Genomic DNA, 15,338 nt, shown 5'->3' on the forward strand with positions numbered 1-15,338 from the left:
ATCAATTATTCCCCCAATTTCCCTTCCATATCTTCAACTTCATGCGCAAATTTTTGAGCAATTTCTTCCATTTCAGCTTCATTATCAACTATGCTATAAGCATCATTTGAAATTAAATCAGTATCTGCAAAAAATGTAATATGGTTTTTTAAGTTAACTAAAGTTAAGGGAGCATCGCCACCATATTCGCCATCCAAGTTTATCATCATGCGGTTTTCAGACAATGGCTGGATATCAACCTTACTAGTTTTAATGTATTCAATGCGGCGATCAGTCACATGTTTCCCACCATCAATAATAAGACGTAAGAGGTGTACGATCTCAAAAAGGTTAGCTGTTTTGACGAGAATCAAAGTAAATTGCCCATCATCTAATTTGGCATCTGGTGCAATCATTTCAAAACCACCTACAGAATTGGTAATGGCCGCAAAAATCATTGAAACCTTCCCTTCAAATACACCATCATCATAGCTGATTCTTACAGGAACATTGCTAACACGTGGTAATAATTCAACACCTTTAGCTAAATAAGCTAGGTAACCAAACATGGTTTTCAATTGACTAGGAACACTGTATGTTAATTCAGTCAAGCTTCCTGCTGCAGCAATATTGATAAAGTAATTATTTTCTCTTGCCTGACCAATATCCATTTTAATAGTTTGATTTTTTCCAATTATTTTAGCAGCCTGAATGGGATTTGCCCGAGGAATCTTTAAAGCACGTGCAAAATCGTTAGTTGTACCTGTCGGTATAATGGCCATCATTGGTCGTTTTTTTAATGGTGCAATACCACTAACGACCTCATTAATAGTGCCATCACCACCAGCAGCTATAATTAAATCGAAACCCGCTTCTCCAGCTCTTTTGGCTTCATTTTGAGCAGAATGGTGGTCTGCAGTTGTCTGGAATGCTGAGGTCTCATAACCAAATCCCTCAAGAATGTCCAAGACATCAGCTACATTTTTTTTCATTATTTCTTGGCCAGATGTTGGATTATAAATTAATCTAGCTTTTTTTCTTCTTTTCATTTCTCACCCCATTATGACAAATTTACTAACCAGTTTTCATCTTCAATGGCTACGCCTAGACTTCTGGCCTTGTCTAATTTCGACCCTGCATCACTTCCAGCAATTAAGAGGTCTGTTTTTTTAGAAACACTAGAGGTGACTTTTGCCCCTAGACTCTCTAATTTTGCTTTTGCTTCATTACGTGTTAATTGCTCTAATTTTCCTGTAAGAACAACCGTCATTCCAAATAGCTTAGCATTTTTGTCTGTTTTCTTCCCTAAATAGTCAAAATTTAAGCCAGCGCTCTTTAATTCTGACAGAAGGATTTTGGCTTCTTCTTTTTCAAAATACCGTGCTAAGGAGTTAGCTATAACACCTCCTAGACCATCAATCTGACTAATTTGCTCTTGATTTGCCTGCACCAGCGATTCTAAATCACCAAATTCTTCTAATAACAAACGGCTAGCCTTTGCACCAATATGGCGAATTCCTAAACCAAATAGCAATTTATCTGCTGAATTTCCTTTAGAATTAGCTATAGCTGTCAATAATTTTTCGGCTGACTTTTCCTTGATGCCTTCTAAAGCCAAGAGGTCCTCTAAGTTTAGCTTATAAATATCTGCCACATCATGAATAAGGTTGGCTGCATAAAGCTTTTCGACAATTGCAGGTCCCAATCCAGCAATGTTCATTGCATTGCGGCTAGCAAAATGTTCTAAGCTTCGTTGAATCAAATTAGGGCAGAGTGGGTTAATACATCGCAAAGCAACTTCATCTTCAAAATGAATCAATTCGCTTTGACAAGACGGACACCAACTTGGTATCGGCATTGAAACTGAATCTGTTTGACGTTTATCAGTTACGACATGTAGAACAGCTGGAATAATATCACCAGCCTTGTAAACAATAACTGTATCACCAATACGGATGTCTTTTTGTTCAATGTAATCGACATTATGTAAGGTTGCTCGACTAACAGTGGTTCCGGCTAATTGAACCGGTGTTAGGTTTGCTGTTGGTGTAACAACACCTGTGCGACCCACAGTCCAATCGACAGATAAAATCTCAGCTTCCTTTTCTTCTGCTGGAAATTTATAAGCCACAGCCCATCTTGGCGCTTTTATTGTAAAGCCTAGTTCTTCTTGCATGGCTAAGCTGTTAACTTTAATAACGATGCCATCAATATCATAAGATAATTGGTCTCTTTCAGCTTCAATTTCTTGAATAAAGTTCCATATATCCTCCATTGACTGACTAATTAAGCGGCGAGAGTTAACGGAAAAACCTAAATGATCTAGCTTTTCTAATACTAACTCTTGACTTAAGACATCCGTAGGACTTGCTTCTTGATAAAGAAAGCTAGCAAGATCTCTCTTGGCAACAATGGATGTATCTAGTTGACGTAAGGTTCCTGCTGCGGCATTCCTTGGATTGGCAAATTCTGTTTCACCATTTTCTTGTCGTTCAAGATTAATTTGTTGAAACGAACGACGTGACATATAAGCTTCACCACGCACAGTAATATCTATTTCGCGATCTAACTGATGAGGGATATCTTTAAGACGTTTGATGTTTTCTGTAATATTTTCACCAATACTCCCGTCACCTCGTGTTGCACCTGTGACCAATTTTCCAGCTTCATATGTTAATGAAATTGACAAGCCATCAATTTTTAATTCTGCAACATACTCTGCCTTTGGAAATTCCGCTTTTATGCGTCGATCAAAAGAAAATAACTCTTCTTGTGAAAAAGCATCTTGTAAACTGTAGAGAGGGTAAGGGTGTTGAAGTTTTTCAAAACCTGTCAAAATTACCCCACCAACAGCTTGTGTGGGGCTATCTTTCATAACCAATTCAGGATAGTCAGTCTCTAGTTGGACTAATTCGTGATAAAGCTTGTCATAGTCTTGGTCACTAATACTTGGACTATCATTTGTATAGTATTCTTGACGATAGTGATTTAGTAAATCTGTTAACTCTTTAATTCGTTTTTCCATATCCTTATTTTATCACAATTCACTTATTTTGCTACAGTCTACACTTGACTTCAAGGAAATACAAAAGTAATCTTCAATACAGTGAAGATTACTTTTACATTTTAAGTGATAATATTTTTTAGTCAGTCAATTTAGTTGGTTAGATTCATACGTTTTGACAATTTATCAATAATAATTGATCCAATAATTAAGGAAATAAACTCTCCCAATGCCGTTGTAAACCAAGTCAATAAAAATGGTGAACCGAAGAAACTTAGTTCAATAGCAACGGTAATCATAGATAAAGCAAAAAAGATTGAAAAGAATACAAATGCCTTGTTTAAAAGTCCATTAAAGATATATTCAGATCTATATTTGCTGAATAGATAGACACCCAATGTTACAAAAATAAGGGTTGAACCACCACCCACAAAGACATCAATCAAGCCAAAACTATAAAAGTTAGCAATCATACAGCCAATTGTTACAGCAATAATATACTTTTTGTTATAAAAGGCTAAAAAGTTCATCATCTCTGAAACTCTGAATTGATACATCCCATACGATATCGCATTTAATGAGGGGGTAATTGTTAAAACCACATATAATGCTGCTACTAAAGCAATATGAACATAGTCTCGAACAGTCAAATTTTTCATTATTTTCTCCTTTGGCGTCACATAAAGTTGATACTTCAGTGCGCGTATAATATGCTTGGTGAAAGGAACTTAAGCACCAAGGGTTGCTTTGCAACTCCATTATTATAGCATATTTAACCAAAGAAATATATGCATTCAAAAAATAAGTGACATTGTCATACAATCACACTTTTTAGCTCTCGTCTAAGACATTACTTTTCCCAATTCCACTGTCATATTTAGTGAATAAAGATAGTTTGGCTTTTTCCTACTTAATCGATTTCTTCATTCTCAGCCATCCTGGAAATTTTCGGAAAATTCAATCCAACTTACTCCTTCAGCGTGAGCCATCAAATAAAAAATGAGAGCATCTTCCGATGCTCTTTAATGTTTGCCTAGTCCTCTTTTATTTAAGTAGTCTTTCATAAATAAGCGAGGTAAATGAATTAAGGTTTTAAAGGCTATGTCAGACCAACTTTGTTTGAGTTGTCCATTAGTACGTTTAAGGTAATAATCTTGACTGATTTTTTCATATGCTAGCGTATTAGCAAGGGTATCTTTAGGATATTGATTTTTATGGTGAATGGCTTCTGCTGGAAAACGAGGTTTCTTATCATTTCTAGTTGATGGATACCCCACCGCTAAACCAAATACCGGAAAAACATAATCAGGTAAAGGTAATAAATCTGAAATAGCCTCAATACCGTCTCTTATACCACCAATATAACAAACTCCCATCCCCATTGACTCCGCTGCAATAGTCATATTTTGTGCAGCAAGACTGGCATCAATTGCACCAACTAATACTGAATCTATGCCGCTGACAGTCTCTTCGATCGCAATCGCCTTCTCTTTTGCAAAATCATGGTGTCGTTTGAAATCTCCACAAAAAATAAAAAAATGTCCGGCTTCTAAAATAAATGGTTGTAAACGCCCTACTTTTACTAGCTCTTTTAATAATTTCGGATCGTCTATACTTATAATCGAATAGGCCTGCAGAAAACTTGCTGAAGAAGCTGCTTGTGCCGAAGAAATTAATAAATCAACTTCTTCTTGACTAAGTTTTTGATTTGTAAAATTTCTCACAGATACATGATTTAAAATAGTTTCTATTGTTTGGTTCATGATATTCCTTACTACTTATTTTTTCTTTTTATTAATGACACTACTATTAGACCAGCTAACAAACAAAAAAGAACAGGCATCTAGGACTCCTTTACAATTAAATAATATCTAAAAAAGTATTCTAATAATTAAACTATATGTAGCATATCACTTTCTTAACAGTTTTCCCAATAAAAGAGAGCATGCCCCAAAGCTAGAATGATCAGCTAATGTGACGCATTAACTTTCAATTCACAGTTCCTAAGGACATGCTCCATTTCATAAGGAGGGTGTTGATTTACTAAATACCGATTGATTAGTTTCACATCATTTCAGGAGATTATTTGACTTTCATGATTCGCACTAAATTCGAGCGTTCAGCTTCTTCTAATTTTAATTCAATATAGTGTATTGTTTCTTCTAATTGGGGGATTATAGCATACTCTAAACCATTTACACGTCTTCTGGTTTTTTCAATTTCATCAGCCATAAGCTGACAAACTTTTTCAACTTCTGCTAATCGAAGTAAGTTATCCATGATAGCTTCCATATTTTGAATGGTATTATCCATTTCACTGTTGGACCTTAGAAAACTATAGGAAAACTCACTTTTGTCATCATTGTCATTCTCTTGAATGTGAAATTTCGGAACGTGAACACTCATAACATTTTCTTCTTCAATATAGAGCGAGACATCACGAACTGGTAATGAAAATAACTCTTCAACCATGGCATCACTTTCAATAGACTTGGCCAAAACAAATTCTTGCATATTTGACACTAGACAAGCTTCAACATCTTGTCGCAATTCATCATTTTCTCTTATTAATGCGATAAAGCGACGCATCAGTTCATCGCGTTTATCCTTTAATAATTTATGACCTCTTTTAGCAGTTTTTAACCGTTTTTTTAAATTGTTAAGTTCCATGCGTGTGGGTTTAACATTTAATCTTACCATATGTGATAAACCTTTCTGTCAATGGAGCTAGTCATAACCTATTCATGTCCAAGGTATTGATCTAGCATATCATCTTTGATTCGTTTTAATTCAGTTCGAGGTAGAATGGCTAACAACTTCCAACTTAAATTCAAACTTTCTTCAATACTTCTATTTTTATAAAATCCTTGATTGATATACTCTTTTTCAAAACGATCTGTAAAGGCAACATATAATTTATCTGTTTCAGACAATGCTGATTCCCCAAGTACAACAACCAATTCTTTAGCTTGTTTTCCTTGTGCATAAGCTGCAAATAATTGGTTCATTGTTGCGGAATGGTCTGCTCGGGTTTTACCTTCACCTGACCCTTTGTCTTTCAGACGTGATAGCGACGGTAAAATATTGATTGGGGGACGAAAACCACTATTGTAGAGCTCATGCGATAAGATTATTTGACCTTCTGTAATATAACCTGTCAAATCAGGAATTGGATGTGTGATATCATCTTCAGGCATGGTTAAAATTGGAATTTGCGTCACTGAGCCTTTTTTACCAACCAATCGTCCAGCACGTTCGTAAAGGGTAGAAAGGTTCGTATATAAGTAACCAGGATAACCACGACGACCTGGTACTTCACGTCTTGCTGCAGAAATTTCACGTAATGCTTCACAATAGTTGGTCATATCCGTCATGATAACTAAAACGTGCATATCTTTTTCATAAGCAAGATATTCAGCTGTTGTTAATGCAATGCGAGGTGTTGCAATCCGTTCAATAGCCGGGTCATTAGCTAAATTCATAAAGAGGACAGAGCGATCAATGGCCCCTGTTTCACGGAGGTCATTCATAAAAAATTCAGCCTCTTCAAATGTGATGCCCATGGCTGCAAAGACAACAGCAAAATTATCATCCGTATTCAGAACAGTTGCTTGTCTTGCAATCTGCGCAGCCAATTCATTATGGGGAAGACCTGATCCTGAGAAAACAGGTAGCTTTTGCCCACGAACTAAGGTATTAAGGTGATCAATGGCAGAGATACCCGTTTGAATAAATTCATCGGGATAGTCACGCGCTACAGGGTTGATTGCCTGTCCGTCAATATCAAGGTATTTTTCCGGAATTAAGTCCGGCCCACCATCAATTGGTTTGCCCATGCCATCAAAAATCCGTCCAATCATATCTTCAGAAACAGCTACTTCTAAAGGATGTCCAGTAAATCTAACTTTTGCTTTGGCTAAATTAATACCACTTGATCCTTCAAACAACTGCACCATTGCCTTATCTTCATGGACTTCCAATACTTGACCTTGTCGTTTTTCACCATCATGCAGTTTAATTTCAACAAGTTCATTATATTGCACTCCTGAAACCTGGTCGACAATCATCAGAGGACCTACAACTTCACTAACTGTCCGGTATTCTTTTATTGCTGTCATGTTATAGTCCTCCTTTCTCTAAGACCTTGTGAATATCTAATGTCATTTCTTGTGCAATGGCAGTAATCTTATCCAATTGGTCTTCTGCAATATATTTACTTCGTGCAAGTCTATCTCGAACAGTGACTGTACCTGTCATAATTTCTGAAAAATACGCCCCCAAACTCAAAGCTTTCTTAGCTTCTTCATTAAATGTTAAGATATTTGTTAACATGGCATCTTGCTTTTTAAAGGATGTAAAAGTATCCACAGAATCGAAGGCATTTTGCTGTAAAAAGTCTTCACGAATTTGACGGGCAACTGCCATTGTCAGTTTATCTTGTTCAGATAAGGAATCAAGGCCTACTAACCGAACTATTTCTTCTAAACTAGCTTCTTCTTGTAAAATAAGCATTGCTTGATTAACTTTTTCTGACCAGTTTGTTTTTTCTTGTTGACTAATAAATTTACCTAATTCGTCTTTATAAAGTGAATAAGAATTCAACCAATTAATTGCCGGGAAATGGCGGCGCTGAGCTAACGGCGCATCAAGCCCCCAGAATACCTTAACAATACGCAAAGTATTTTGAGTAACCGGTTCTGAGATATCACCACCTGGAGGTGAAACCGCACCGATTGCAGTGATTGAGCCTTCTCGCCCATCAGAACCAAGAACTTTGAAGCGTCCAGCGCGTTCATAATATTCTGCAATCCGACTTCCAAGATAAGCTGGATACCCTTCGTCACCCGGCATTTCTTCCAAACGACCTGACATTTCTCTAAGTGCTTCAGCCCATCTAGATGTCGAATCAGCCATAATGGCCACAGAGTAGCCCATATCACGGAAGTATTCTGCAATTGTAATTCCAGTATAAATTGAAGCTTCACGCGCAGCAACAGGCATATTAGACGTATTAGCAATTAGCACAGTTCTTTCCATAATTGATTGACCGGTAGTTGGATCAATTAGTTCCGGGAACTCATTCAGTACGTCTGTCATTTCATTTCCGCGTTCACCACAACCAACATAAATAACAATATCCACATTAGCAAATTTTGCAATTTGGTGTTGAACAACTGTTTTACCTGCACCAAATGGACCAGGTACTGCTGCAGCGCCACCTTTTGCTACTGGAAAGAAGGTATCAATAACACGTTGACCAGTTATTAGTGGTTCAACAGGAATTAATTTTTTCGCAACTGGACGACCACGACGTACTGGCCATTTTTGCATTAAACCACCTTTATAAATGTTGCCATCTTCTTGTTCAATTTGATAAATACAATCATCGACTGTGAATTGTCCCGAAGAAATCGCAACTAATTTTCCTGAAACTTTGTTCGGTACCATAATACGATGCTCAATAACCTTGGTTTCTTGAACAGTTCCTAAAATATCACCAGCACTAACCAGAGTACCTATTTCTTGATTAGCGACAAAATCCCACTTAACATCTCTATCTAAACTTGGTACCTCTGCCCCACGGATTAGAAAATCACTTTTTGTGACGGTTTTAAACCGATCAAGTGGGCGTTGGATACCATCAAACATTTCTGACAGCAAGCCTGGTCCAAGCTCAACTGATAACGGGCTACCTGTAGTCGTAACCGGCTCACCTGGACCAATCCCCGAAGTTTCCTCGTAGACTTGGATGGAAGCTAAATCTTTTCTCATTTCAATAATTTCACCAATCAGACCTAAGTTACCAACTCGGCAAATATCTTGAATATTAGCTTCTTCCATTCCAGAAGCCACAACTAAAGGCCCTGAAACTTTAATTACTTTTCCTTGACTCAAGTTTGTCTCCTTCTTAATTAACTTATTATTTCTTTCCCTTTTAGTGACAAGCTTCAGTGTTAGTCTCCATCTATGATTATCAACAAACATAGAAGTCTGTCTAAGCGTTCCTATAATATATTTTGACCAACTGCACGCTCTACTCTGTCCTCCAATAAACGACGACCAAGTGTTGCTTTTCCTTTGTGCGTCGGAATCAAAATGACAGCTGGTTTTAACTGATTATTATAGTGGGCAATGGTTTCTGGAATTTTAGCTGCAATATCCTCAGTAATATAAATAATGCCAAAATCAGCCATTGCCAATTTCCTCAAGATGTTAATAGCATCCTCTTCACTAATAACAGGATAGGTTTTAAACCCTATCATATGAAATGGAAGAATGGCATCACGGTTGCCAATGACAGCAATTTTGTAGGTTTTATTGTCCATAGATTGGCCTCATTCTTTCCTTAACTAAATCCATAGGTAAGTCATTTGCTATTGCAGAAATTAATAACCTCAAATTTTTGATTTCAAATTCTTTTCCAAGTAAAAATCCTAGTAATGGATAGGGACCTGATGTCTCAAATTGACCACTAGCAACTAGTTGGAATAAGAGTTGATCGAGAAATTTTTCAGTATCAACCAAAGACATTTTGCCACTTGCTAGTTTGTCTTGAGACTCTCTTATTGACAAGGAAAAAGCATCTGGATTCAACTGGTTAAACCAACTATCAATCGCGATGCCATCTGCTAAACGCTCATAATCACCTAAAGTAAGCCTTCCTTGATCAAATAAGATTTGCTTGATAAAACCTTGATTCTTTTGTAATAATTTGGCTCTTTTTACACTAATAAAATTGTAAAATTCAATAATCAAATCGACAGCTTGGCGAATTTTATCGTCATTTAACTGCTCCGCAAGTTTTACTAAATGCTTAAAATATGCTAAATCACACCCAACTTCTAAAACACGATAATCCTGGTAATTTAGGTAATCTTGCCAAATAGAAACCACTTCATCAACAAAATCAGGTAAAAAATAATCAGATGATAGACTTCTCACCAAATGTTCAAGATAAGAAAGTGGGTACTTTCCAATTGGGATTAGCAGATGGCTCAACTCTTTATGACTAGCTTTAGCTTTAAGCAACACCTTCACATTATGGTAGAGATAAGGCAGACTCACAAAATCTACTACGTCACAAGAAGGAGAATCTTGATAGGCCCATTGATAACACTTAACAAGTTTTGACATTAATTCTTCTTCAACTTTATTAAGATCATCGAGATCTGCTGCTTTCAAATCATATCCCTTCTCTTGTAAGAGATTTGCCAGTGCTTCTTTACTTGGATTAATGAGAATTTTTTGGAATTGCTCTGCTGAAATCATGTCTTTTTCTTTAATACTTATACTTGTATTGACTTGTGAAAATTGACCTTTATCCATAGCGCCTCCTAATCCTCACTAAACAGTTGTTGTGAAATCGCCGCACATTCACTTGTGAAAAGAGAGTCCACCAAATCACTGTAGAGATAGGTGTAATCCACTTGTCCAATAGAAATAACAAATCCAGCTTGGTTCATTATTGTCTCACTTGAAAACTGAAAATTAGGATAAGTATCTCGTAATTGCTGGTAGCTTTGCTCTGACAATTTTACTGCAGTCTTTTGTCCAAATTGAACCTGACCCTTATTACTTGTGTATTTATCAAGAATTAGTTTGATAAAGACTAGCTCTTCGTCTAACTCCCAATTGACCATTTTTTCCAATGCTGCTTTAAACAATTCCTTAAGCACTTCTTGCTTCATTGCGAGACTAGACTGGCGTTCTTTATTTTTTAATTGTTGCATGTTAACTTGATATTGCCGTTGTAATTCTTTTAACTGCAGTTTAGCACTTTCTTTTTTTTCAGCAATAATACTTATTTTTTCTTGATCGTATTGACGATCAAGAATTTGTAATTCTTGATCCAATTTTGCTCGCCCTTCTTGATGGGCTTGTTCAAGAATACCTGCTCTCAATTGTTCAATGTCACTCACAGATAATCCTCCTTTTACCATATGTTACCTCAAGGGCTAGTGTCTTATCTTCTGATATGTTAACCAACACGAAGGGTTAAAATGAATGAAACAACAAATGCTAAAATAGCATAGGTTTCAACCATAGCAGCTAAAATAGCCCCTTTCATAAAATCTTCTGGCCGTTTTGCTAAAATTTGCATTGCTGAAACAGATACATTTCCTTGGTGTTTTGCTGAAAAGTAACCAACAATAGCTATTGGCAGAGCAACAAAGAAGTAAGCGACGCCTTTTTCTAAAGATAATTCTGGACTTAATTGTAACCAAATCAGAATACCAATAACAAAACCATAAAGCCCTTGTGTACCAGGTAATAATTGTAAAATCAAAGCTGACGCAAATTTTTCTGGTTCTTCTTTAAGGAGCGCAGCTGCAGCTTGACCAGCCTTACCAACCCCATAAGCTGATCCCATTCCACTAAATCCAACTGCGATAGCGATTCCTAAAGCGGCAAAAAATGCCCCACCATGTGTTCCAAAATATGATGCTAAGTTTCCCATTTTTATTATTCCTCCAATTGAGTTTTTCTTTTTATTTTTATGTATTTTTCTGTTGATTTTAGGGGTGCAAAAGCTTTTCCACCACCTTGATAAAATTTTCCAAAAAATTCAACAAACATTAATCTAGCGCCATGAACATATCCTGATAATAAGGAAAGGAAAATGTTAATGGCATGAAGAAGGATGAACAAGGCTATTCCAACTGTAAATCTTCCGATAGGTGGAAAAATACCTACAATTAAGTTAAAGGCAGAGCCAATGCTCGCTCCTGAAAGTCCCAAAGCCATGAGGCGCGTGAAACTAACCAAATCTCCAATATAAGAACTAATATTATATAAATTGTATAAACCAGAGCCCAGCCCTGAAAGACTCTTTGATTTAACAATGGCAACAAGAACAATACCGATAGCATTGATAATAGCTAACCATTTACCAATCAGTACTAATACGGCAAAATTTGGTAATGATAGACCAATGGCAATCAATAATAAGCCAATTAAGATAAAGCACCATGCAAATCCAGACTGGTAAGCTTCACCATAATCTTTCATTCGCACCTGCTGCAGACCACCCAACAATAAGCCGACTATGACAGTGATAAATCCAAATACGACGGATAATATCAATATAGTCATAACATCTGATTGGGTTGATAAGATGACTAAAGGCATGGTGAAGCCAAAAAACGAGCCATAAACAATTCCCCATAAGGAAACTGCTACTCCTAAAATGTTAAAGAATTTCAAAAAGCGTTTTTGGTTAGCTTTCACGTTGAAGTTTCTACTTGCCCACCAAGTCACTAAAAATAGGAGTAAGCCATATCCCAAATCAGCAACCATCATACCAAAGAAGGCAAAGTAAAAAGGGGCTAACAATGGTGTTGGGTCTTTTTCATTATACTTAGGTAAAGCATACATTTCAGTGATCAATTCAAATGGTTCGATCAATGGATGGTTCCTTAATTTAATAGGAACTGATTCCCAGTCCTCTTCAGTAACGTCGTTATCCTCGATAATAACATCAGTTCCAAAGCTTGATTTGAGAGTTTCAATTAACCGATTAATATTTCTTTCTTCAGTCCATCCTTCAATTGCAACCAAATGCTCTGTCCTAGCCATGCCTTGTTTAACAGCTTGCAGAGAATAAGTATCTAATACCAAATCAGTTGCCATTTGTAAGGTTAAAACATCCTCTTTAGAAGACTGCAACTCATTTAATAGTATAGACTGATCTTTTTTGAGGATTTCCAATTGCTTCTTATTTTTGGATAAAACAACTGAAGGTAAGTCTTCACCATCATAGTCAAACAAAATAAATTGGTAGTCTTCAAGAGTCATATCTAGCTCTTTATTCCAAAAAAGCACTAATCCATATTCTGTCTCATCGTGGAATATTTCTTCAATTTGAATATCTGGATTAGCTTTTAATTGACGATAAAGTTTGTCATCAGCAGTACTTGGAACTGTTCCAATTTGTCCATTTAAATAATTGAAATCATGCAACTGATTGGGTACTATTTGCAGATTCTGCCATTTTTCAAGCGTCTTATTTGAAATGTCCAATTCTTCAATTGCTTTACTGATTTCAGCAAGACGGTCTAATTTGTGATTAACTGCAAACAATAAACGATCAATATGACCACTATCTTCTAAGTCAACTAATTGATCATATGTAACTGATGGTGTCTCCTTTTTCAGACTGGCCAACTTACCTACCTTAGGTAAGTATAAGCTGAGATTTTTGATAGCTTTTTCCAAATCAGCTTGCCTAGTCATTAGCAATTGCAACTCTTCTTGATTGTCAAAGTGACTAATTTGAGCTAGATTGTCTTGTTTTTCGAACAAGGCCTCCTTCCAAGTTTCCAACTGCTTGATATCTCTTATTTCAACAAGTTGCAAATCCTGTAATTTTTTTAATAAGGCATTTAGTTTATCTTTCCTTAAAATAAAGGAAAGTTTTTTCATTTGACTAATAGCCATATTTTTCTACCACCTTGTGTACAATTTGATTGATAATACTTTCTTTGTTATCTTCTAAAATTGTTTGGACTTTAGCCTGATTCTTCTCTTCAGTTGCACTTACTTTAGCTTCTAAAGCTCTTAATTCCTCCAATAAAGCGGTTTCATTTTCATTTAAACGAGTTCCTATTTCCAAATCATAAGTTGCCTTCAGTTGCTTCATTTCTTCTGTTTTTTGTAAGGTATATTCTTTTTTCTTCTTGGAATAGCTATCGCTGATTGCTTTAGCTTCCAATTCAATGTTTGTCATTGTTGATAAAATAGAATTCGACACTAGACTTCTCCTTTTCTGTTAAATTTTTATAATAATCTTACCAATTATTACTCAAACAATCAGTAAGAAAACACTAAAGGTATATCCCAGAAAGTGTATAAGAAAAATCCAAAATTAATGGTCCAACCGGTGGTTAAATTAAACCACTCAACTTCCCATAAAGTTTGGATCACTTGCAATCTCAAAAGTTTGGTTCAAACTCATCCGGGGGAGTCTGTAAAGATAAGCAAAACCTCCAATCATGCTTTCCTTACAGTAATAATTAATCATTTCCAGAGTAATTTGTAGTTTTCAGCTACAATTCCTAAAAAGTGTTTGTAGTCATTATGAAACTACTATGCAATAATAGTGAAACACCTTATTACTAACCAGTAACTAACTGATTAGAACAGCCTTAGACTAATACGAAACGAGATATTTTTAACACACTTTTAAGCTTATATAACTACAATACACCTTTTTTTGGAAAAAAGTAAGTCGTTCACTAATAAGATCTATGCTTTCTATTTGAAACAACTCAGACAATTGTCTGAGTTGTCAAATTTCTCGGAGAGTACCTAATGTGATTATCAATTTAATTATCCATTGCTTGTAATTCTTGCTTAGTAATTACTTTATAATTTTTAAAAACCGTACCACCAAGATAACCTGCAATTAAACTTAAAATAATACAACCTACTGCTGTAATTAAAACTTTTACCATTGGATTATAGGCAAACATTACTGCGAATCCAGCAATCGGTGTTGCTGTTCCTGGAGTGTCATTTACTAGCTTCATCAAAGCAATTAATACACCACATGCTGCGCCACCAACGAAGTTTGTAACATAGATTGGTATAGGATTAGCTGACGTCACATCGGCTTGTGTTAAGGGTTCAATTGCAAAGGCGATATTATCTTTTCTTTCACCAAGTTTAAGTTTATGGAATAAGACACCATTCATAAATGAAGACCCAAATACTGACAAGGCACCAATTGCCATTGGAATACCTGTTAACCCTAACATGGCAGTTAAAGCCATAGATGATAGAGGCGCAGTCGCCACAACAACAATTGTTCCACCAAGAATGATTCCCATAATAATTGGAGAACTTTGAGCAGTTGAGGTTAAAATTTCACCAATAGTTAGGAGGGTTTTGTCCACTACTGGAGAAATGACTTTAGCAATCAATCTCGTCATCGGAGCTGCAAAGATGATAATACTGATTAAATCCAATCCACCAGGGATTTTCTTTTCCATCCATTTAACAACAAATGACATTAAGTAACCCGCTACAAAACCTGGTAAAATACCAAAACTTGTAACTGATAAACCAATTAATACAGCATAACCTGGTGTTACACCAACTGCAATTGCTACTAAAATTGCTGCTGCGACACCGCCCATTGATCCATTTGATGCTCCAACTTCACTGAGGAATTTAAAACCTAATACCTGACCAAAAAATGAATCTTGGAAGGCTTCGACCAAAAAAGATGCACAAGCTGCTGCTGCCAAAGCTCCCATTGCTTTTGTACCATGTGGTGCCTTGTAGTTAAAAAGTGTAAACAAGGCTAACACGAGTAAGAGGAGACCTGTACCAATAATAATGTCCATAAAAAATT

The 15,338-nt window shown here is 36.1% G+C and carries 14 protein-coding genes and 1 riboswitch; all 14 genes read right to left on the bottom strand.

From position 1 onward, the window contains the following. Nucleotides 1-5: 5 nt before the first annotated feature. A complete protein-coding gene (locus tag ACVRZD_RS01295) occupies nucleotides 6-1,028 on the bottom strand; it encodes a diacylglycerol kinase family lipid kinase (protein ID WP_037626971.1) in 1,023 nt (340 codons plus the stop codon). 11 nt (nucleotides 1,029-1,039) lie between these two features. After that, nucleotides 1,040-3,004, bottom strand: coding sequence for an NAD-dependent DNA ligase LigA (gene ligA, locus ACVRZD_RS01300; RefSeq protein WP_037626972.1), 1,965 nt, complete (start codon nucleotides 3,002-3,004; stop codon nucleotides 1,040-1,042). A gap of 131 nt (nucleotides 3,005-3,135) precedes the next feature. Beyond that, a complete protein-coding gene (locus ACVRZD_RS01305) occupies nucleotides 3,136-3,642 on the bottom strand; it encodes a QueT transporter family protein (RefSeq protein ID WP_447450189.1) in 507 nt (168 codons plus the stop codon). Continuing rightward, nucleotides 3,640-3,754: riboswitch (PreQ1 riboswitch) on the bottom strand. Its footprint overlaps the gene before it by 3 nt. Before the next feature lie 251 nt (nucleotides 3,755-4,005). Beyond that, complete coding sequence (nfsA, locus tag ACVRZD_RS01310) at nucleotides 4,006-4,746, bottom strand: oxygen-insensitive NADPH nitroreductase (protein WP_037626973.1); 741 nt, start codon at nucleotides 4,744-4,746, stop codon at nucleotides 4,006-4,008. 319 nt (nucleotides 4,747-5,065) lie between these two features. Beyond that, entirely contained in the window at nucleotides 5,066-5,683 is a 618-nt protein-coding gene (locus tag ACVRZD_RS01315) for a V-type ATP synthase subunit D (protein WP_037626975.1), read from the bottom strand. Nucleotides 5,684-5,721: 38 nt separating this feature from the next. Then, the gene (locus ACVRZD_RS01320) at nucleotides 5,722-7,101 is read right to left on the bottom strand and encodes a V-type ATP synthase subunit B (protein ID WP_447450190.1); all 1,380 of its coding nucleotides are present in this window, start codon (nucleotides 7,099-7,101) and stop codon (nucleotides 5,722-5,724) included. A 1-nt stretch (nucleotide 7,102) separates the two neighbouring features. Beyond that, nucleotides 7,103-8,878 (bottom strand): V-type ATP synthase subunit A, encoded by a 1,776-nt coding sequence (locus ACVRZD_RS01325; RefSeq protein ID WP_037626976.1) that lies wholly within the window; start codon nucleotides 8,876-8,878, stop codon nucleotides 7,103-7,105. Between the two features lie 110 nt (nucleotides 8,879-8,988). Beyond that, nucleotides 8,989-9,309: a V-type ATP synthase subunit F gene (locus ACVRZD_RS01330; protein ID WP_037626979.1), complete on the bottom strand. Its 321-nt coding sequence runs from the start codon at nucleotides 9,307-9,309 to the stop codon at nucleotides 8,989-8,991. Next, nucleotides 9,299-10,309, bottom strand: coding sequence for a V-type ATPase subunit (locus ACVRZD_RS01335; protein WP_037626981.1), 1,011 nt, complete (start codon nucleotides 10,307-10,309; stop codon nucleotides 9,299-9,301). The genes ACVRZD_RS01330 and ACVRZD_RS01335 overlap by 11 nt, the downstream gene beginning before the upstream one ends. Before the next feature lie 8 nt (nucleotides 10,310-10,317). Beyond that, nucleotides 10,318-10,902, bottom strand: coding sequence for a V-type ATP synthase subunit E family protein (locus tag ACVRZD_RS01340; RefSeq protein WP_037626982.1), 585 nt, complete (start codon nucleotides 10,900-10,902; stop codon nucleotides 10,318-10,320). A 59-nt stretch (nucleotides 10,903-10,961) separates the two neighbouring features. After that, on the bottom strand, nucleotides 10,962-11,441 hold the full coding sequence (locus ACVRZD_RS01345; protein WP_037626983.1) for a V-type ATP synthase subunit K: 480 nt from the start codon (nucleotides 11,439-11,441) through the stop codon (nucleotides 10,962-10,964). 5 nt (nucleotides 11,442-11,446) lie between these two features. Further along, nucleotides 11,447-13,420 (bottom strand): V-type ATP synthase subunit I, encoded by a 1,974-nt coding sequence (locus ACVRZD_RS01350; protein WP_037626987.1) that lies wholly within the window; start codon nucleotides 13,418-13,420, stop codon nucleotides 11,447-11,449. Further along, a complete protein-coding gene (locus ACVRZD_RS01355) occupies nucleotides 13,410-13,733 on the bottom strand; it encodes a hypothetical protein (RefSeq protein ID WP_037626989.1) in 324 nt (107 codons plus the stop codon). The genes ACVRZD_RS01350 and ACVRZD_RS01355 overlap by 11 nt, the downstream gene beginning before the upstream one ends. A 574-nt stretch (nucleotides 13,734-14,307) precedes the next feature. After that, nucleotides 14,308-15,330: a PTS sugar transporter subunit IIC gene (locus ACVRZD_RS01360; RefSeq protein WP_037626990.1), complete on the bottom strand. Its 1,023-nt coding sequence runs from the start codon at nucleotides 15,328-15,330 to the stop codon at nucleotides 14,308-14,310. Between the last annotated feature and the right edge of the window lie 8 nt (nucleotides 15,331-15,338).

This window comes from Streptococcus hongkongensis, from assembly GCF_053206145.1.

Excerpts from the sequence above, each read along its gene's own strand:
- ACVRZD_RS01295 (WP_037626971.1), bottom strand. The coding sequence starts at position 1,028 with ATGAAAAGAAGAAAAAAAGCTAGATTAATTTATAATCCAACATCTGGC.
- ligA (WP_037626972.1), bottom strand. The coding sequence starts at position 3,004 with ATGGAAAAACGAATTAAAGAGTTAACAGATTTACTAAATCACTATCGT.
- ACVRZD_RS01305 (WP_447450189.1), bottom strand. The coding sequence starts at position 3,642 with ATGAAAAATTTGACTGTTCGAGACTATGTTCATATTGCTTTAGTAGCA.
- nfsA (WP_037626973.1), bottom strand. The coding sequence starts at position 4,746 with ATGAACCAAACAATAGAAACTATTTTAAATCATGTATCTGTGAGAAAT.
- ACVRZD_RS01315 (WP_037626975.1), bottom strand. The coding sequence starts at position 5,683 with ATGGTAAGATTAAATGTTAAACCCACACGCATGGAACTTAACAATTTA.
- ACVRZD_RS01320 (WP_447450190.1), bottom strand. The coding sequence starts at position 7,101 with ATGACAGCAATAAAAGAATACCGGACAGTTAGTGAAGTTGTAGGTCCT.
- ACVRZD_RS01330 (WP_037626979.1), bottom strand. The coding sequence starts at position 9,309 with ATGGACAATAAAACCTACAAAATTGCTGTCATTGGCAACCGTGATGCC.
- ACVRZD_RS01335 (WP_037626981.1), bottom strand. The coding sequence starts at position 10,309 with ATGGATAAAGGTCAATTTTCACAAGTCAATACAAGTATAAGTATTAAA.
- ACVRZD_RS01345 (WP_037626983.1), bottom strand. The coding sequence starts at position 11,441 with ATGGGAAACTTAGCATCATATTTTGGAACACATGGTGGGGCATTTTTT.
- ACVRZD_RS01350 (WP_037626987.1), bottom strand. The coding sequence starts at position 13,420 with ATGGCTATTAGTCAAATGAAAAAACTTTCCTTTATTTTAAGGAAAGAT.
- ACVRZD_RS01360 (WP_037626990.1), bottom strand. The coding sequence starts at position 15,330 with ATGGACATTATTATTGGTACAGGTCTCCTCTTACTCGTGTTAGCCTTG.